The following is a 19,431-nucleotide window of genomic DNA, read 5'->3' as shown; positions in this document are numbered from 1 at the left end:
CCTCTATATCGTTATTTTTATTAATTAAATTTAACAGTAATTAAGGGAGTATGTATAGCTGGTAGTTATGTTGATGTTGACCATTTTTTTAACTTGTCCACACCTTCAATAATCTTCGGCGCAAGTTTTAAAATTAAATTTTTATCGATTGCTTGTCCATTTTGGGTCTGTTTCATAAACTCTTGGCCATCAAAGTCTGTAAAGCTTAATCTTGCTAGCATTTTATTATTATCAAAACCAAAATCCGATCCTGGTAATAACGCTACACCGGTCTCTTTTAAAATATTGCCACACATTTCTGACGATGTATTAAATTTTTTATTTAAAAATTCTGGCATAAGATAAAAGCCTCCTTGAGGTTTATTAATTAAAATCTTGTTTGATTTTAGATTTTCATAAACATAATTACCAACTGCTTTAAGAATATTTTTAGAACTATTTATATATTTGCTATGATCACTTGTATAAGCAGTAATAGCCGCATATTGAATTGGTGCACTGACAGCTGAAAAAGTTTCACTAGCTAAAATATTAATTGAATTTTTTAAAATATTTAAAGAATCTGGAACTATAAAATAACCCAATCTCCAACCACCTGCTCCACACCATTTACTTAAACCTGTGCTTATAATAGTTTTTTCAGGACAAAAACTAGAAATAGATTTGAAACCTTCCTCAAAGCTTAATTCAGAATAAATTTCATCTGATAAAATAATAAGATTATATTTTTTAGCAATTTCACTAATTTCTTCTAAATTTTTACAAATCTGCCCAGATGGATTATTTGGTGAATTCAAAAATAATAGATAATTTTTATTCTTATCTTTTAAAATAACCTCTTCAATTTCAGAGCTAGTAGGAAACCAATTGTTTTCTCTTTTTGTTTGAATTGATTGAATTTTATTTCTTCCAAGAATTGCTTGTGGAGCGTAAGAAACCCAACTTGGTGCTGGCAATATTATTTCTCCATCAAACAAAACATGTAGTAAAAACATTAATTCTTTTGAACCCGGACCTATAATTACATTTTCAGATTTATAATTATAATTTTTTTTAGCTGATGTATATTTTGCAATAGCCTCTCTTAGCTCATTAAGGCCTTGCATCGGTAAGTATTTATTTTGATAAGCGTTATTTTTTAACGCATTAACAATATCAGTTGGAATTTGAAACGGAGATTGGCCAAATCCAAATTTAAATATTTTTTCACCTTTATCCTCTAGCTTTCTAGAGGTTTCATTAATTTTTAAAGTAGAGGATGGCTCTAAACCTTTAACTATATTTTTTAACATTTAATAATTTAATTCCTTTAAATTTTTATACTGTTCTAAAACTTGCGGATTTGCTAGTGCTTCTTTATTTTTAATTTCGTTTCCTTCTATTGTGTTTTTTACAGCTAATTCAACTATTTTTCCATTTTTAGTTCTTGGAATATCATCGACTACTATAACTTTAGATGGAACATGTCTTGGAGATACATTTTTTCTAATTTGTATTTTAATTTTTTTTAACAAAACTTCATTAAATGCATATTTGGAATTTAAGACTATGAATAGAATAATTCTAACATCATTATCCCAAGCTTGACCAACAGCAATAGATTCTTTGACTTCTATAAACTTTTCTACTTCAGAATATATTTCAGCAGTTCCAAGCCTCACCCCTCCAGGGTTGAGTGTCGTATCTGATCTACCATGAATAATGAAACCGCCACTTTTTTTTATCTCAGCATAGTCACCATGATACCATGTATTTAAAAAATTATTAAAATATGCATTTTTAAATTTAATATCATTTTTATCATTCCAAAATTTTAAAGGCATTGAAGGGAAAGGGTTTTTACAAACTAACTCTCCTTTTTTATTTTTTAAAGATTTACCCTTCTCATTAAAAACATCAACATTCATGCCTAATCCTTTATTTTGTATTTCACCTAAAATTACCGGTTGGAATAAATTTCCTAAAACAAAACAAGAAACAATGTCTGTACCTCCAGATATAGAAGATAAATGAACATTTTTTTTTATGTTCTTGTAGACATACTTAAATCCATCATTTGATAATGGAGATCCGGTAGAACAAATTGTTCTTAATTTTGATAATTTATACTTATATTTTAAAGTAGGCTTAAATTTACGAAGAGCATCAACATATTTTGCACTAATACCAAATAAAGTAATTTTTTCTTTTTCAGCAATTTTTAATAATAAGTCTTCTTTTTTGTACATCGGTGATCCATCAAATAAAACAATAGACGCCTTAGAAGCTAAGACACTTACCAGCCAGTTCCACATCATCCATCCACAAGTGGTAAAATAAAAAACATTATCACCTTCTTTAATATCGCAATGGAGTTGATGCTCTTTTTTATGTTGAAGCAAAACTCCTCCACTCCTATGACATATACACTTTGGCTTTCCAGTAGTTCCACTTGAATATAAAATTGCAAGTTCTTGCTCAAAATTAAACTTGGGAAACAGAATTTTCTCAGGTTCTTGTTTGGTTAGTTCACTCCACCTAATTACTTTTACTTTTTTAGTTGTGCATTTATTGTCTAAGTATTTTTCCCCTGGGTAATTAACAATAATAACATACTTGATAGAAGGTATCTCTTTTAAAATTAAAGGAACTCTCTCTAAAACATTTATTGTTTTTCCATTATAAAAATATTTATCTACTACAAATAAAACTTTAGGCTTGATTTGTGAAAAACGTTCTACTACACCTTTGACACCAAAATCTGGTGAACAAGACGACCATATTGATCCTAATAAAGAAGAGGCTATAAATGCTTCAACTGCCTCAATAGAATTGGGTAAATATGCTGCAACTCTATCTCTTTTTTTAATCTTAATATCTTTTAAAAATTTAGATATTTTACTCACGTTAATGTTTAGCTCATGCCAGCTTCTTTCTTCGCGAAAACCATTCTCGCTAATAAATGTTATTGCTTTATCTTTATTATTTTTTGAAAGTAAATTTTCTGCAAAATTTAACTTTGAATTTGGTAAAAATTTATTTTTATAGAATGTTTTTGATTTTTTCATTCTTAATTTACTCTTAAATCCTTTGATTTCTGAAAAATCCCAAACAGAACTCCAAAAATTACCAGGGTTTTTAATGCTCCATTTTAAAATATTTTCATATTTTTGATTAAAGTTTTTTTTGAATTTTTTTGAAATAAATTGCTCATAATTCGATAGCAGAGAATTTTTTTTCTGATCAGATGATGCTTCCCACAATTTTTGTTTCATAATTTTACTACAAAATACTAATACAGAATTATTTTTAATTATGTTAACCTAATAACTAAATAAATGATAAATGAGAACTTTTTCCTCTACGATTCGGTCATGTTTTAGTCTATTTTTGTTCTTTATGAGTAACAACATGTGGTGGAATAAAAATTAAAGGTACCATTAATAGAAATGTCTAAAAATAAAATTACAGCTGTTCTTGGTCCAACAAATACTGGAAAAACCTACCTTGCAATAGAAACTATGCTTTCCTTTGATTCGGGCATGATTGGTTTTCCTCTGAGACTGCTTGCGCGTGAGGTATATGACAAAATTATTAAAAAAATAAGTGTAGATAAAGTTGCCTTAATTACTGGTGAAGAAAAAATAATTCCTGCAAATGCAAAATATTTTCTTTGTACTGTTGAGTCTATGCCAATCAATAAACATTTAGATTTTGTTGGGATAGATGAAATACAAATGTGTGCGGATCATGAAAGAGGCCATATTTTTACTGATAGATTATTAAACCTTCGAGGAGAAAAATTAACAATGCTTATGGGCTCAAGCACTATTAAAAATATAATAAATAAGCTAGATGAGGATACTGAATTTATAGACAGAGAAAGACTTTCTAAACTTTCCTATGTAGGCTATAAAAAAATTTCACGGATAAATAGAAAAACAGTAATAATAGCTTTTTCAACAGAAGAAGTTTATGCAATTGCTGAACTTGTTAGAAGACAAAAGGGTGGAGCAGCTATTGTTATGGGTTCATTGAGTCCTAAAACAAGAAATGCCCAAGTTCAATTATTTCAGTCTGGAGATGTTGATTTTCTTGTTGCAACTGATGCAATTGGAATGGGAATTAATATGGATTTAGAAAATGTTTTTTTTTCAAATTTAAAAAAATTTGATGGAAGAAAGTTAAGACGTCTTAACATGTCTGAAATTGGACAAATTGCTGGAAGAGCTGGTAGATATTTAAATGATGGAAATTTTGGAATTACTGGTGATTGCAAAGAAATTTCAGCAGAAGAAATTGAGCTACTTGAAAATCATAAATTTGAAAAAATTCAAATGCTTTTTTGGAGAAATTCTAATTTAAATTTTAATAACTCTTTGAGCTTAATTAAATCACTTGAAGAAAAACCTAATAGAAATTGGTTAAGAAAAATACATGAGTGTGGAGATGAAAAACTTTTAAAATATTTTTTAAAAGACATGGAAGGTCATAATATTAAAAATAACCAAGAAACATTAGAATTGCTTTGGGAATGTTGTCAAATTCCTGATTTTGTAAAAAAAACTTATGGCAACCATCTTGAGGTGGTTAGTAAAGTTTTTAGTTTTTTAAATGGTAAAGAAGGCAAAATTACCAGTAATTATATGAGGTTGCAGTTAATAAAGTTAGATAAATTAGAGGGAAATGTTGATTCTTTATCAAATAGAATTGCAAATGTAAGAACTTGGTCATATGTTTCAAATAAAATTAATTGGGTTGAAAGTCAAAGTTATTGGATTGAAAAAACAAAATTATTAGAAGATAGGTTGTCTGATAGGCTACATGAAGAGCTTACTAAAACATTTATCGACAAAAGAGCCAGTGTGCTTGCAAGAGGATTAAAACAAGATATGGAATTCAAAACTCAGATAATGGAAGATGACAAAGTAATAATTGATGAACAGTTTATTGGTGATTTAAAAGGTTTGAGATTTGAGATGGACTTAAAAGCTGGTGCACTTGAAACTGATATCAAATCATTAAAAAAGCAGCAAGACAAACGGTAGGTCCGGAACTACAAAAAAGAATTCAATCTATTATAGATACAAAATTAATAGAAATTAAAGATGATTTTAAAATTTATTGGAAAAATTTTCCGATTGCTAAATTAATCCCTGGTAAGGACTATCTAAACCCAGACATATTTTTAATAGTAGATGATATTTTAGAAAATGATGATAAACAAAAATTATCAGAATTTATTGAAAAATGGATTAAGGAAAGAATAAATCTAGTATTAAAAAGTCTGATTGATTTAAAAAATTTAAAGGAAAGCAATTCATCAATTAAAGCTTTAGCCTATCAATTATATGAAAATAATGGTGTGATTAAAAGAGAAGTAGTGACTGAATATTTAAAAAAACTTGGTCAAGATGAGAGGAAAACTTTAAGAGATTTAGGCGTAAAATTTGGTAGATATCATATTTTTTTATTTAGACTGTTGAAGCCTGAAGCTGTTTCCTTAAGAACCTTGCTGTGGAAAAACTTTAATCAAAAAAACTTTGATCTAACTCCTCCTACTTTTGGCTTAAATTTCTTAGATGATAAAAATATAAAAAATAAAAACTTTATGCTTCTTTGTGGCTTTGAAAATTTCGGAAATTATTTTGTTAGAATAGATATTTTGGAAAGATTGTTTGTACAAATCATAAATTCTGACCCCGAAAAAGGTAAAGAAATCAAACTCGTTCCTGGGATGCTTAATTTATTAGGATGTAGCAAGGAAAACTTTAAAAAATTGATTGAAAAAATGAATTATAAAATATTAGAAAAAGATAAGGATATTTATTTTAAATATAGTCCACAGAAACAAATTAAAAAAAACTTTAAAAAGACAACTCCTTTAAACAACCCATTCGAAGTATTAAAAAATTTAAATTTAAATTAATGATCAGTTTTTTTAAAAATAAAAAAAAAGATAAAGTAAATGATAATAAATTTTATTATAATATTGCAGCTCTATTAATCCATGCAGCAAAAATTGATGAAAATTATGAGGAGAAAGAGAAAGAAATCATTAAAAGAACTTTAATCAGATTGGGGCTAGAAATCTCAGATGTAGATAGTTTAATTTCAGAAGCAGCAACTATTGAAGAAAATTCAAATCAAATATTAGGTTTCACAAGAGAGGTTAAAAATGCCCCTCTGTCAGATAAGATAAAAATTGTTGAATCTTTATGGGAAATTATTTATTCAAATGACAATGCAGATATATATGAGACAAATTTGATGAGAAGACTTGCTGGTTTATTATATATAGATACAAAAACTATGGGTGACTTAAAAGAAAAAGTAAAAAGAGAATTAAAAAAATGACATACATTGTTAATGACAAATGTATTAAATGTAAATTAATGGACTGTGTAGAAGTTTGTCCAGTTGATTGTTTTTATGAGGGCAAAAATATGCTTGTAATTAAACCGGAGGAGTGTATAGATTGTGGCGTTTGCGAGCCAGAATGTCCAGTTGATGCTATAGTAGCAGATACAGAGTCTGGAAGCGAAAAATGGCTTGAATTAAATACTAAGTATTCTGAAATCTGGCCAAATATAACTGTTAAAAAAGATCCTCCCGAGGACAACGAAAAATATAAAAATGAAGAAAACAAGTACGACAAATATTTTAGCGAAAATCTTTAAAAAAACACCTGAAAAAAAAGCAAAAAAAAAGACTGTAGCTAAGGTAAATAAAAAACCTACCCCTCCAAAAGTAGCTAAAAAAAATATTCTTGTTAAAAAATCTAAAGTAGCAAAACAAACTACAGCAAAAGTTAAAAAAAATTTAAAAACTGTTACTACAAAGAATGCTCCACTAAAAGTAGAAGAAAAAAAAGATAATTTGAGAATTTCTAAAAGTAATGAAGTTAAACCTGAAATTAAAAAAGTAAAGAAACAGGAAACAGAGAAAAAAGAATACAAGGTTAAAGACTATGTTGTTTATCCAAAGCATGGTGTTGGACAAATTACCGAATTCAAAAAAATTAATATTGGTGGTATTGATGTTGAAACATATGTACTTAAGTTTGAAAAAGATAAAGCTAATGGAATGGTTCCAGTAAACAAACAGTCTCATCTTAGACCGTTGGCAACTATTAATCAGGTTAATAAATGTATAACTATTTTAAAAAGTAAACCAAAAATTAAAAGATCAATGTGGAGTAGAAGAGCACAAGAGTATGAGTCTAAAATATCTTCAGGTAAAATTTACGAGCTTGCTGAAGTTGTTAGGGATTTAAACAAAGGTGATGATCTCATGGTTGATCAGTCTTACAGTGAAAGACAACTTTTTGAGAAAGCCTATGAAAGAATCTTATCAGAATTCCAAATAGTAATGGGAGTGTCATTAGAAGATACACAAAAAAAATTAGATAAAGCATTAAAGAGAAACCTGGAGGGGCAAGCAAAAGCTACTGTCGCTCCTACCAAGCTTGTAGAGACAGAAACATCTGAAGCTGAGCCAATTACTGATACTGAAGACTAAAAATTAGGCAAAAAAAAACGCCTCTCACACAAAATTTTATGAGAAGCGTTTTTTGAAAAGATTAAGATACTATCTTTTTCTTTTCTTAGCTTTTTTAGCTTTTTTAGCTTTTTTCTTAGTTTTCTTTGCAGCTTTTTTTGCTTTTTTCTTTGTAGCCATCTTTAGCTCCCTGTTTAAGTTAAACGAATCAAAGTGATTCGTTGTTAACTTATTTTTATTTTTTTATACAAGTGATGTCAAATCTTTAATTAAAGAACAATTTAATGTTTTTTTTTCTATAATAGTTTTTTTTCTTTATATTTTATTAAGTAAAAAAAGTTATATTTTATGCGACTTATAATCTGCTTAAAAATAAAATTAAAAAAGTTTTTCAAATTCTTTTTTATAATCTTTTATAATTTTATATCTTTTTAATTTTAAAGTAGGCGTCATCATGTTATTTTCAATTGTAAATTGATCTTTAATTATAAAAAACTTTTTTATTTTTTCTATATTGGATAAATTTTTATTTATTTTGTCTATCTCTTGTTGAATTTGCTCTTGGGTAATATTTTTATATTTCTGGCTTAAAACTATTAGGCTAACTAAGTATGGTTTGTTATCACCATAAACTAAGCTTTGCTCAATAAAATCATTTTTATTTAGATCATTCTCAATTTTAATTGGTGAAATATTATCTCCGCCAGGAGTTATTATTATGTCTTTTTTTCTATCTGTTATTTTTAAAAATTCTCCATCAAATTCTCCAATATCACCAGTATACAACCATCCATTTTTTAAAACTTTTTTTGTTTCTTCATCATTTTTCCAATAACCAAGCATAACGTTTTCTCCTTTAACAAGTATTTCACCATCATCTGCAATTTTAACTGAATTTCCCTTAAATGGCTTCCCGACTGTCTCAACTTTAATTTCATCTATGGAGTTACAACTTACCACTGGAGATGCTTCGCTTAAACCATACCCTTGCAATGTTGGTAGTCCAATAGCATTTAAAAATGAACCTACTTCTTTATCTAAAGCTCCACCTCCAGAAATAAATGCCTTTAAGCTCCCTCCAAATTGATTTTTAATTTTTTTTCTTACCAACTTTTCGCATATCCAATTAATGAAATTTTCTATTAGTGAAAGTTTTTTTTTATCTAATTTTTTTCTGCCTAAATTAACTGTTTGATTAATTAATAATTTTTTTAACCCTTTGGCTTTATCAAATGTTGTATTAATTTTTTGGTATAAATTTTGATAAAACCTTGGTACTGCAGTCATTATTTCTGGCGAACAATCGCCCATATTTTGAATTAATTTCTCTATGCTTTCAGCATAAAATACTCTCGCTGCAACTACTATTTGTACAAACTGAACAGTGTGTTCGTATGAGTGTGAAAGTGGAAGCCAAGTCAAAAACTTTGGTTTATTTGAAATAAATGTTTTTAGCAAATCATAAGCACCTTCGCAGTTATTTAGAATCCCTCCATGACTTAACATGACACCTTTTGGATTTCCCTGAGTTCCAGAAGTATAGATTATGCAAGCAACATCCTTTCTTTGAATTTTTAAATCAAAAAAATTTAAATAATTACAGTTCTCTTTCTTAAATATTTCATTAGTTTTTAAATATAATTCTTTATTAAAATTATCAATATGCTCGAAAAAAATTATTTTTTTAATAAATTTTTTGTTAGGAATAATATTTCTAATCTTTTCAAATTGTGTTTTGTCTGAAATAATGAGAATTGCTGGAGTGCAGTCATCGATTATGTATTCATAGTCTCTTTCTGAGTAGGTTGTGTAGGCAGGAACTGTTATCCCCCCGGAAAGCATGATAGAAAGGTCAGCTATCATCCACTCAGGTCTATTTTCAGATATTAACAAGCATCTATCACCCTTTTTAATATATTTTGATACCTCTTCTGATAATTTATTGATATTAAAATAAACATCTTCCCATGAATATTTTTTTTTAGGTTCTTTTAAGGATTGTAAAAAAATACTTTCTTTATCCTGTCTTTGATATTGATCATAAAATAACTCTAATAAATTATTAATTTTGTTTATTTGCATACAATATTGGTGGGCGAAGAGAGAATCGAACTCTCACTTCTTGCAAAACACGATTTTGAGTCGTGCGCGTCTACCAGTTCCGCCATTCGCCCTAATTTTTCATTATTATAACTATTAAATTAAATAGTATAAGAACTTAATTTATATTAAAACCAAAAAATGTTTAATGAATTATATCAAAAATCTTTAGACTTAGCTGCTCACAAGCGTTCAAAAATATTTTTAGCAATTGTGTCTTTTGTGGAAAGTTCTTTTTTTCCTATTCCGCCTGACGTTATGATTGTACCAATGGTTGTTGCAAAGAAAAATGATTATCTAAAGATTTTTACAATCGCTACACTTTTCTCTACTCTAGGTGGAGCATTGGGCTACTTTATTGGTTCATATTTTTTAGATTTTGCAATGACTGTAATAAGTTTTTATAGTTATGAAGATAAAGTTCTTAGTCTTAAAGATAATCTAACAAAGGATACTGGATTTTATATTTGGTTGGCTACTTTATTTCTTGCTGGGTTTACACCGTTACCGTTTAAAGTTTTTACAATAACTAGTGGTATGATTGGTTTTAACTTATTCATATTTCTTATTATTTGCCTATTTTCTAGAGGTTTAAGATTCTTTATTGTTTCTTATCTATCATTTAAATTTGGCGATACATTTAATAAATTCATGAAAACAAAAGTTGCAATTTGGTTTACAATTTTAGGAATTTTAATTGTTATAATTTTTAGTGTGATATATTTTACTATTAAATAATATGTCTCAAATTAAAAATAAAATAACATTAAACTTAATTCTTTTATTTAATATTCTTGCTATCATAGCGGCATATTTTATTCAGTATGTATTGGGTCATCAACCCTGCAATTTGTGTTTAATTGAACGAATACCTTATATTTTCTCCATAATAATTATTTTAGTTTGTTTATTTTCTCAAAAATTTGAAAAAGTTTTTTTAATAATTTTAAGTTTAACATTTTTTACTGCAACTTTATTATCCTTTTACCATTTTGGAATTGAGCAAGGATTTATTAAGGAATCCTTAGTTTGCGATTTAAATAATCCAGACAATGAACTAACTAAAGAAGCTCTTTTGAATCAACTAAAAGCGTTGCCTGTGAGCTGTAAGGATGTAACTTTTAAAATTTTTGGTTTATCCCTTGCGACTTTTAATATTTTTATCAATTTGATATTGAGTGTTATAACAACAAAACTTTTTTTAACTTATGAAAAAAACAGATAAAAACAAAGTAAAAGAATTTATTAGAGTTGATCATGCTGGAGAACGTGGTGCAATTAAAATTTATGAAGGTCAGCTATTAGCTCTCAACACATTTGTAAAAGATGATAATTTAAAGAAAAAAATTGAAGAAATGAAAATTCATGAGAAGGAACATTGTGAATATTTTGAAAATGAAATCAAAAAAAGAAATATCAAGCCTACAAAATTTTTACCTTTATGGGATATTCTTGGTGTAGGACTAGGATTTGGTTCAACTATATTGGGGAAAAAAGCAGCTATGCTTTGTACTGCTTCAGTTGAAGAAGTTATAGACGAACATTATTCAAATCAAATTAAAGAGCTAAAGAATGATGAAAAAAAATTGAAAGAAAAAATTATTAAATTTAGAGAAGACGAATTGCTCCATAAAGATATAGCTTATGCAGAAGGGGCAACAAAAAAGGGTATGTACTCAATTTTGGATAAAATAATTAAAACAGGCTCAAAAATTGCAATAAATATATCTGAAAAGATATAATTAGGCTTCCAACTCAACATCCCAGTACAAATAATCCATCCAACTCTTGTGAAGAAAATTTGGTGGAAAGTGTTTGCCATTTTTATGCAGTTCTTCAGTGGTGGGCTGAAAAGGATCCCGATTGAGCGTCATATCTGAATTTTTTAACAATCTACCACCTTTTTTTACATTGCATGAAGAGCAAGCAGTCACAACATTATCCCAATTTGTTTGTCCTCCTCTAAATCTTGGCAGTAAATGATCAAATGTTAACTCTTGGTTGCTCCCACAATATTGGCATAAGAACTTGTCTCTTAAAAAAACATTAAACCTTGTAAAACTTGGATTAGATTGGGGTTTTATAAAACTTTTTAAAGCAATTACACTTGGTAACTTCATTTTAAATGACGGGCTTCTAATAATTCTATCATAATTACTTACTATAATTACTCTGTCTAAAAAAACAGATTTCACTGAGTCTTGCCAGCTCCATAAAGAAAGTGGATAGTAACTCAATGGTCTATAGTCAGCATTCAAGACTAATGCAGGACATTTTTCTAAAGAAAGATTTTGATTAGCAAAGAACATTAACAAAATTCTAACTGAAAAAAATTGTTTTATCAATAAATAGAATTCTATTAAATTTGAAAGTTATTTTTTATATAATCTAATGCTGCGCTTGAAGCTTCAACTGGAATATGATGTCCACAATTTTTTATTATTTTTGTTACAATTTCAATATCATTTCGAATTAAAAAATCCTTAGCTTCTAATAAAAAAGTTGGTGGAACAACTTCATCTTTATCTCCATGTAATAAAAGCATTTTTGTTGAAGATATTTTTCTTTTAATAAGGTCTTCCTGATTTATTATTTTTCCAGAAAAACCAACAATACAGTTGTAATTTTTACTGCTTGTTAGTCCTAGATTTATAGACATCATACACCCTTGACTAAAGCCTGATAAACAAATTTGTGAATTTTTTAAATCATATTCATTTTTAACTTCTTCAATAAATTGTTTAAGTTTTATTTCAGCTTTTTTAGACTGTGCTAAAATATATTCCGGATCATCTCTGGTTAAGTCAAACCATTGGTAACCAACTGGATTAATTTCACATTTTTCATGTCCGTTTGGACATAAAAAAACAGCATTAGGTAAGAATCTTTTCCAATTTAAGGTTAACATACTTATATCTTTTCCGTCTCCACCATATCCATGAAGTAAAATAATTGCACACTTAATTGCTATATTTTTTTCTGGTTTTATAATTGTAGTTGTTAGACAAAATGTCATAGATGTTTTATTATGTTTTTTTATTTAAAAAATATACTACAGTATAATTATGATTTCTGGAACCTTAGTAAAAATTCTTGGTATAGTACTTTTAATAGTTGTTGCTGTTGTATTAATTTTAGGAATTGGAACTCTATTTAAAGGTGGAGAGACTAGTAAAAAATATTCAAATAAACTAATGCAGTACAGAGTGCTTTTTCAATTTATAGCTATAATTGTTTTAGTTTGTTTTGCTTATTTTTTTAAAAATTAATTATAAAGCTTTAACCAATTAATAAATTCTTCATCATTAAAATCAATAGATCCCATAATCCGGACAAATTCTTTTCCTTTTTTATTAAATATAATAGTTGTAGGAACTCCTCTTAAAGAAAATTTCTTTGCCAAGGTAATAGGTGCATCAAAATAAATTTCTAAATTCTTAATATTTAGTTCTTTAAAAAAAGATTCAGTTTTGGATACATCTTCTTGACCAATATTTATTGGGAAGATTTTTAGGTTATTTAATTTAGTATTTGATTGAAGATCATCTAAAGATGGCATCTCATCTCTACAAGGAGCACACCACGTTGCCCAAAAATTTAATATCACCAGTTTTCCTTTAAAATCATCTAAATTAACGTTTTTTTGATTTATATCCTTAAAGATTACCTCTTCATATATTTTTGGATTTTTTATTAAAATTAAATTTTTTAAGTCAGGTTTTTCTAAGGCATAACTGAAATTGGTAGTTATTAGATAAATAAATATTATTAATAATTTCATACTAAATATGTATAATTAGTTATCATGGTAAAAAATAAAAACAATAACGCAATATGGGGCTCAAGAATAAAAAAAGATGCCTCCACATTGTTTCAAAAAGTGGGTAATTCAATAGATATAGATAAAAAACTTTTTAAAGAAGATATTTTGGGATCAACCGCACATGTTGAAATGTTATTTAAACAGAAAATTATTTCTTTTAAAATTAAAAATAAAATAATTTATGGACTAAACAAAATCGAAAAAGAAATTTTAAAAAATAAATTTGAATATAATAAGAAGTATGAAGATATTCATATGAATATCGAAAAAAGATTATTTCAAATTATAGGTGAAGAAGCAGGATATGTTCACACTGCAAGATCTAGAAATGATCAAGTGATTACTGATTTTAAAATGTGGACTATGTCAGCTACTAAACAGATTAATAAAAGCTTAGATAATATTATAAAAACGATCATTAAAATTTCTGAAAAGAATATTGAAACAATAATGCCTGGATTTACACATTTAAAAAATGCTCAAGCAGTATCATTTGCTCATTATTTAATGTCTTATGTGGAGATGTTTAGTAGAGATAAAAAGCGATTTTCATATAACCTAGAAAGTTTATCCGAATGTCCTCTTGGTGTTGCAGCATTAACTGGAACTTCTTTTAATATTGATAGAAATTTTACTTCAAAAAAACTAGGCTTTAAAAAACCAACAAATAACTCAATAGATACTGTTGCTGACAGAGATTTTGTTCTAGACTTTTTATATAGCGCATCAGTATGCTCTATGCACATTTCAAGAATTGCGGAGGAGTTAATTATTTGGAATTCAGATGCTTTTAATTTGATTACTCTTTCAGACAAAGTCGTTACGGGATCTTCTATAATGCCTCAAAAGAAAAACCCTGATTTATTAGAATATCTAAGAGGAAAAACTGGCACAACTTATGGAAATTTATTTGCAATGTTAACGATACTTAAGGGTTTGCCAATATCTTATTTCAAAGATTTACAGGATGATAAGGAGATATTATTTAAATCTAACGAAACTCTTAACAACTGTATTTCAATTCTTAACGAGGTTTTAAAAAACTTGAGGCCTAATAAAAAACAAATGTTAGACCTTGCAAATTTTGGTTATATTACAGCTACAGATTTAGCTGATTATCTTGTTAAAAACCATTCAATGCCATTTAGAAAGGCATATCAAACGACAGCCATGATTGTTAATTTTGCAGAAAAGAAAAAAAAGAAATTAAATGAGCTTAGCATTGAGGAGTTAAAAAAAATTGAGCCCAAACTAACAGCTGAAGTATTAAAGGTATTTAATGTAAAAAACTCAGTAAATTCAAAAAGATCTTATGGTGGAACATCTTTTGATAATATTAAAAAAATGATAATAAAATATAAAAAAGCATAAAATGATAAAAAAGTTAATTTTAATTTCTACATTTTGTATTTTGTTATTCTCATGTGGCAAAAAAGGAGAACCAAAATATGACGGAAATGAACAAACCTTCCCAAAATCTTACTGATTAATGAAATACATTAATAAAAACTTAATAATTGAAAAAGTTAAAGTTGAGAATTTAGTTAAAAAATTTGGCACTCCCACATATTGCTACTCATATGAGCAATTAAAAAAAAATATAAGCCATTTTAAAAAAAGCTTCAGCTCTTTTGCACCACTAGTTTGCTTCGCTATTAAATCTAATACAAATGTAAAGCTAATTAGAGAAATTAGAAAATTTGGATTGGGTGCAGATGTGGTTTCAATGGGAGAATTGATGATGGCGCTTAAGGCTGGAATAGATCCAAAAAAAATAGTTTTTTCAGGGGTTGGAAAAACATCAAATGAAATAAGCTATGCAATTGATAAAAAAATTTTATTAATAAATGCAGAGTCTAAAAGTGAGATTAATGAAATTGAAAAAATTGCTAAATTTAAAAAAAAAATCATAAATATTGGCATTAGATTAAATCCAAATACAGATGCGAAAACATTAAAACAAATTTCAACTGGTAAAAAAGAAAATAAATTTGGTGTAGATAAAAAAACATTTTTTGATCTTGTTAATTATTCTAAATTTTCAAAGAATATTAATCTTAAATGTTTAAGCGTTCATATAGGAAGTCAAATTTTAGATCATAAACCATATGAAAAAATGCTTAAGGTGTTGGATAAGATTATCAAAAAAAGTAATTACAAATTCGAGTTCATTGACCTAGGTGGTGGTATGGGAATATCTTATGAAAAAAATAATAAAAAACTTAATTATCAAAAATATAATATCGCCATAAAGAAATTTTTAAAAAATCATAACTCTAAAATCATATTTGAACCTGGTAGATCAATAGTTGGAAACATAGGCACACTCATTTCAAAAGTTATTTATATAAAAGAGAATGAAAAAAAAGACTTTATTATATTGGATGCTGCAATGAATGACCTTATGAGGCCAGCATTATATGGCGCAAAACACAGAACTTTACCTGTAATAAAAACAAATCAAACCTCAAAAAAAGTTTATGAATTTGTTGGACCAATTTGTGAAAGCACTGACAAATTTACAACTTTAAAAAAATTCCAAAAACTAAAAGAAAAAGACCTAGTAGTTATGTGCGATGTTGGGGCTTATGGAATGTCATTAAGTTCAAACTATAATGTTAGGCCAAAACCAGCTGAGATATTAATCAAGGGTTCTAAAATTAATATCATTAAAAAAAGACAAAACCTAAAAGAGCTAATTTAGTTTTTGATAAAAATGATAAGAAACTTTTTATTTTCACTATTTTTTTTTACTGGTATTGTTTTTATTTCCTTAATATTCCTTCCAGCAATTTTTTTACCTAAAAAGATAGTTTTATTTGGTGGAAAAATTATGGGTTATTGGACTTCTTTTTGTTTACAAATTTTTTTATCAACTAAAATAATAATTAAAGGTAAGGAAAATATAATTGAAAATAGAAAGTTTTTTATAGCATCATCTCACCAATCAATGTTTGAAACTTTTTTTTTACAGACAATTTTTAATTCTCCAGTTTTTATTCTTAAAAAAGAATTACTAACCATACCTATATTTGGCTGGTACCTTAAAAAAATTGGTTCAATACCGATTAAAAGAAATAAGGTATCAAAAGAAAATCTTGGTTTTTTTAATGATATATCAAAAAAAATAAATGCATCAGAGAGACCTATAATAATTTTTCCACAAGGTACAAGATTACCACCTGAAGATAGAACACCTTTTAAGAAAGGTTCCAGCAGAATCTATGAGGAATTAAAAATTTCATGCCAACCAGTAGCAATTAACTCTGGGAAAACCTGGCCAAAAAAAGGTTCAAAAAAAATTAATACAATTTTAACTATTTCAATTTTAAAATCTATTGAGCCTGGATTAGAAAAAAAAGTTTTCTTAAGAAAATTAGAGAATGTTATTTATTCTGAACTAGATGTTTTAAATTAGCCCTTCATAGGCATTACAACAAAAATACTATCGAAGTCACCCGGATCTTTAATTAAAGCTGGAGAACCAGTGTCATTAAAAAAGATTTCAATTTTGTCCCCATCAAGTTGTGAGGCAACGTCAATCAAATATCTAGAATTAAAACTAATTTCCAAATCATGCTCAAATTTTACGCTTAGACTTTCCTTTCCATCACCACTGTTAGTGTTGTTAACTGATAAATTTAAAACATCTTTTGACAAATTAAATTTTACTCCGTCTTTTTTATCTAATGAAACTGAAGCAACCCTGTCAACAGAGTCCAAAAATAACTTTAGATCTATTTCTAATTTTTTTTGGTTATTTTTTGGTATCACTTGAATATAATTAGGAAATTTTCCATCAATTAGCTTAGAGATTAAAATACTATTGTTAAGTTCAAATTTAATTTTAGATTTAACATTTGAAATTTTTACATCTCCATCATAACTCTCTAGCAAAGAGCATAATTGAAATATTGTTTTTTTAGGCAATATAATTGGTTCAAAATCTACCTTCTTATCTAATCTTATTTTGGATATAGACATTCTATGACTATCTGTTGCCGCTGCTGTTAAAAAAATTTTATCTTCAATTTCAGTTTGATGAAAAAAAATTCCACTTAAATAATGTCTTGTTTCATCACTAGACACTGAAAATTTACATTTATTTAGTAATTTTAATAATTGCTTAGACTTTATAGAGAATTCATTTTGATTAAAGTTTTCATCTGTTAATGGAAATTCAGATGCACTAATACAATTTAAATTAAAGACAGATTTCTCTGATTCAACTTGAAGCTTACTAACATCTGTTAAAGATAGATTAATTTTTTTTCCTGAAGAGAACTTTCTTATAATATCATACATGATTGATGAAGTTGTAGTTGTATTTCCCTCTTCAATAACCTCTACATTATTAATTTGATGGATGAATATTAAATCTAAATCTGTTGCAGTAATTGTTAAATTTGAATTACTAGCAGTTAATAAAACATTTGATAAAATTGGTAGCGTACTTCTTTTTTCTATTACACCCTGGCAATAATTCAGTGCCTGTTGTAAATCTTGCTGGTTAACATTAAATTTCATTTTCTTTAGTATATAGTATCTGATTTTTTAAGTTATTAATATTGTTGGTCATTTCTGGATCTTTTTCCTTCAATTTTTCAATTGTTTTAACAGAATGTATGATTGTTGTATGATCTCGATTAGAAAATTCCCTACCTATTTCTGGTAAAGATTTAGAAGTTAGTATCTTAGTTAAATAAATCGCAGTCTGCCTTGGTCTGACTAGATATCTTGATCTTCTTGAAGATAGCATCTCATTTTTACTTATTTTAAAGAATTTACAAACAGTAGATTGGATTAAATCAATTGTTACTTTATTTTCACCTATATTGAGTAAGTCTTTTAAAACAACTTTAACCTCAGATAAATTTGGAACTTTGTTGTATATCCTTGAAAAAGAAACAACTCTATTAATTGCACCAACTAGCTCTCTGATGCTTGTTGTAATTTCAGTACTAATAAATTTTTGTATTTCTTCAGAAATATTTATTTGATTAGAGTAAAAAACATTGAGCTCTTCAGTTTTTTGTTTAACAATTTTAATTCTAAGTTCACAATCTGGTTTTTGAATATCAACAACTAAACCACCTGCAAATCTTGATTTAATTCTATCTTGAATTCTAGATAGTTTGTTTGGAGCTCTGTCTGCAGAAATTATTACTTGTGAGCCTTTATCGAGCAATGCATTAAATGTATGAAAAAACTCCTCCTGCATTGCTTCCTTACCATTCATGAACTGAATATCATCAATTAACAAAATATCTGTATTTCTAAAATATTCTTTAAATTTTACCATATCATTAGATTTAATAGACTTAACAAATTGATACATAAATCTTTCAGCAGAAATAAACATCACTTTATTTTTGTCTTTTAATGAAAGGCCAATAGAATTTAATAAATGAGTTTTACCCATTCCAACACCTCCATAGATATAAAGTGGGTTATAGTGTGAAATATTTTCTGAAACTTTTAGCGATGCTTCGTATGCTAATTTATTACTTGCACCAGTTATAAAATTATCAAACCTTTTGTTAGGGTCAATTCTGTTATATTGTAAGTATGTATCTTTAATGAAGGATACGTTTTCATTATTTGCACTTGATTGAAGGTTATTTTCAACATCATTATCAATACTTTTTTCAACAATCTTAAACTCTATTCTTGTTAAATCTTTTTTATACATTTTAACAACTTGTAAGATTTGATCTAAGTATCTTGAGGTAATCCAGTCTCTTATAAATCTAGTGGAAACAGACAGTAAGATATAATTATTCATCTCTTCAACAAAGTCTATTTTTTGAAGCCAACTTTCATATATATCACTGCCAAGTTTACTCTTCATATCTTTTTGAATCAGGGACCAATCTAGAGTTTCAGAAGAGGTATTTTTTAAATTTTGTGTTGTATTATTGATAGACATAAATTTGTAGGAATAGAGTTAGTTAGAAGGAAAAAAGAAATTATACAATAAAAAAGTTTGTATATTCTAAAATAAATAAAATCTGTAGGTGAATTATTTT

Annotated in this window: 18 protein-coding genes, 1 tRNA gene and 1 pseudogene; 11 read left to right on the top strand and 9 right to left on the bottom strand. The window is 27.3% G+C overall.

The genetic code is table 11. The features are described from left to right. Positions 1-65: 65 nt before the first annotated feature. The gene (locus ABXT58_RS00100; RefSeq protein WP_415304059.1) at positions 66-1,292 is read right to left on the bottom strand and encodes a pyridoxal phosphate-dependent aminotransferase; all 1,227 of its coding nucleotides are present in this window, start codon (positions 1,290-1,292) and stop codon (positions 66-68) included. Beyond that, positions 1,293-3,254, bottom strand: coding sequence for an acetoacetate--CoA ligase (locus tag ABXT58_RS00095; protein ID WP_415304058.1), 1,962 nt, complete (start codon positions 3,252-3,254; stop codon positions 1,293-1,295). It abuts the gene before it with no gap. Positions 3,255-3,428: 174 nt separating this feature from the next. Here ABXT58_RS00095 and ABXT58_RS00090 point away from each other — a divergent pair. The 4 genes and pseudogenes from ABXT58_RS00090 to ABXT58_RS00075 all read left to right on the top strand — a co-directional run bounded on the left by ABXT58_RS00090 (position 3,429) and on the right by ABXT58_RS00075 (position 7,500). Then, positions 3,429-5,908: pseudogene (locus ABXT58_RS00090) on the top strand (helicase-related protein). Next, positions 5,908-6,336 (top strand): TerB family tellurite resistance protein, encoded by a 429-nt coding sequence (locus ABXT58_RS00085; RefSeq protein WP_415304057.1) that lies wholly within the window; start codon positions 5,908-5,910, stop codon positions 6,334-6,336. The pseudogene ABXT58_RS00090 and the gene ABXT58_RS00085 overlap by 1 nt, the downstream one beginning before the upstream one ends. Beyond that, positions 6,333-6,659 carry a ferredoxin FdxA gene (gene fdxA, locus ABXT58_RS00080; protein WP_415304056.1) on the top strand — a complete coding sequence of 109 codons (327 nt, stop codon included), beginning with the start codon at positions 6,333-6,335 and terminating at the stop codon, positions 6,657-6,659. Before ABXT58_RS00085 ends, fdxA begins: the two co-directional genes overlap by 4 nt. Continuing rightward, on the top strand, positions 6,616-7,500 hold the full coding sequence (locus tag ABXT58_RS00075) for a CarD family transcriptional regulator (protein ID WP_415304055.1): 885 nt from the start codon (positions 6,616-6,618) through the stop codon (positions 7,498-7,500). The genes fdxA and ABXT58_RS00075 overlap by 44 nt, the downstream gene beginning before the upstream one ends. A gap of 357 nt (positions 7,501-7,857) precedes the next feature. Here ABXT58_RS00075 and ABXT58_RS00070 read toward each other — a convergent pair whose 3' ends face one another. Together ABXT58_RS00070 and ABXT58_RS00065 are read right to left on the bottom strand one after the other, a co-directional pair. Beyond that, entirely contained in the window at positions 7,858-9,561 is a 1,704-nt protein-coding gene (locus ABXT58_RS00070; protein ID WP_415304054.1) for an AMP-dependent synthetase/ligase, read from the bottom strand. Positions 9,562-9,568: 7 nt separating this feature from the next. Next, positions 9,569-9,653, bottom strand: a tRNA-Leu gene (locus ABXT58_RS00065). 67 nt (positions 9,654-9,720) lie between these two features. Here ABXT58_RS00065 and ABXT58_RS00060 point away from each other — a divergent pair. From ABXT58_RS00060 to ABXT58_RS00050, 3 genes are read left to right on the top strand one after another with little or no spacing between them, the layout of a single operon-like run. Continuing rightward, positions 9,721-10,317, top strand: a complete 597-nt coding sequence (locus tag ABXT58_RS00060) for a YqaA family protein (RefSeq protein ID WP_415304053.1) — start codon at positions 9,721-9,723, stop codon at positions 10,315-10,317. Between the two features lies 1 nt (position 10,318). After that, positions 10,319-10,804 carry a disulfide bond formation protein B gene (locus ABXT58_RS00055; RefSeq protein WP_415304052.1) on the top strand — a complete coding sequence of 162 codons (486 nt, stop codon included), beginning with the start codon at positions 10,319-10,321 and terminating at the stop codon, positions 10,802-10,804. Continuing rightward, on the top strand, positions 10,788-11,321 hold the full coding sequence (locus ABXT58_RS00050) for a demethoxyubiquinone hydroxylase family protein (protein WP_415304051.1): 534 nt from the start codon (positions 10,788-10,790) through the stop codon (positions 11,319-11,321). Before ABXT58_RS00055 ends, ABXT58_RS00050 begins: the two co-directional genes overlap by 17 nt. Here the strand turns inward: ABXT58_RS00050 and ABXT58_RS00045 are convergent, their stop codons facing one another. After that, positions 11,322-11,888: an HNH endonuclease gene (locus ABXT58_RS00045; protein ID WP_415304936.1), complete on the bottom strand. Its 567-nt coding sequence runs from the start codon at positions 11,886-11,888 to the stop codon at positions 11,322-11,324. Positions 11,889-11,938: 50 nt separating this feature from the next. Continuing rightward, entirely contained in the window at positions 11,939-12,595 is a 657-nt protein-coding gene (locus tag ABXT58_RS00040) for an alpha/beta hydrolase (RefSeq protein WP_415304050.1), read from the bottom strand. Between the two features lie 49 nt (positions 12,596-12,644). Between ABXT58_RS00040 and ABXT58_RS00035 the strand changes: the two genes are divergently transcribed. Beyond that, on the top strand, positions 12,645-12,848 hold the full coding sequence (locus tag ABXT58_RS00035) for a twin transmembrane helix small protein (RefSeq protein WP_271518973.1): 204 nt from the start codon (positions 12,645-12,647) through the stop codon (positions 12,846-12,848). Here ABXT58_RS00035 and ABXT58_RS00030 read toward each other — a convergent pair. Continuing rightward, positions 12,845-13,360, bottom strand: coding sequence for a TlpA disulfide reductase family protein (locus tag ABXT58_RS00030; protein ID WP_415304049.1), 516 nt, complete (start codon positions 13,358-13,360; stop codon positions 12,845-12,847). The two genes, ABXT58_RS00035 and ABXT58_RS00030, sit on opposite strands and share 4 nt — an antisense overlap. Positions 13,361-13,384: 24 nt before the next feature. Between ABXT58_RS00030 and argH the strand changes: the two genes are divergently transcribed. From argH to ABXT58_RS00015, 3 genes are all read left to right on the top strand, one after another. Next, on the top strand, positions 13,385-14,773 hold the full coding sequence (argH, locus tag ABXT58_RS00025) for an argininosuccinate lyase (RefSeq protein WP_415304048.1): 1,389 nt from the start codon (positions 13,385-13,387) through the stop codon (positions 14,771-14,773). A gap of 118 nt (positions 14,774-14,891) precedes the next feature. Beyond that, positions 14,892-16,106, top strand: a complete 1,215-nt coding sequence (lysA, locus tag ABXT58_RS00020) for a diaminopimelate decarboxylase (RefSeq protein ID WP_415304047.1) — start codon at positions 14,892-14,894, stop codon at positions 16,104-16,106. Between the two features lie 12 nt (positions 16,107-16,118). Beyond that, positions 16,119-16,820, top strand: coding sequence for a lysophospholipid acyltransferase family protein (locus ABXT58_RS00015; protein ID WP_415304046.1), 702 nt, complete (start codon positions 16,119-16,121; stop codon positions 16,818-16,820). Here ABXT58_RS00015 and dnaN read toward each other — a convergent pair. Together dnaN and dnaA are read right to left on the bottom strand one after the other, a co-directional pair. After that, positions 16,817-17,929 carry a DNA polymerase III subunit beta gene (gene dnaN / locus ABXT58_RS00010; protein WP_415304045.1) on the bottom strand — a complete coding sequence of 371 codons (1,113 nt, stop codon included), beginning with the start codon at positions 17,927-17,929 and terminating at the stop codon, positions 16,817-16,819. The two genes, ABXT58_RS00015 and dnaN, sit on opposite strands and share 4 nt — an antisense overlap. Next, on the bottom strand, positions 17,919-19,331 hold the full coding sequence (gene dnaA / locus ABXT58_RS00005) for a chromosomal replication initiator protein DnaA (RefSeq protein WP_415304044.1): 1,413 nt from the start codon (positions 19,329-19,331) through the stop codon (positions 17,919-17,921). Before dnaA ends, dnaN begins: the two co-directional genes overlap by 11 nt. Positions 19,332-19,431: the final 100 nt, after the last annotated feature.

It is taken from the genome of Candidatus Pelagibacter sp. Uisw_090 (genome assembly GCF_047717845.1).
GTDB lineage: Bacteria > Pseudomonadota > Alphaproteobacteria > Pelagibacterales > Pelagibacteraceae > Pelagibacter.
Note: the sequence above shows the minus strand (reverse complement) of the source record. Positions and strands in the feature narration are given on the sequence as shown.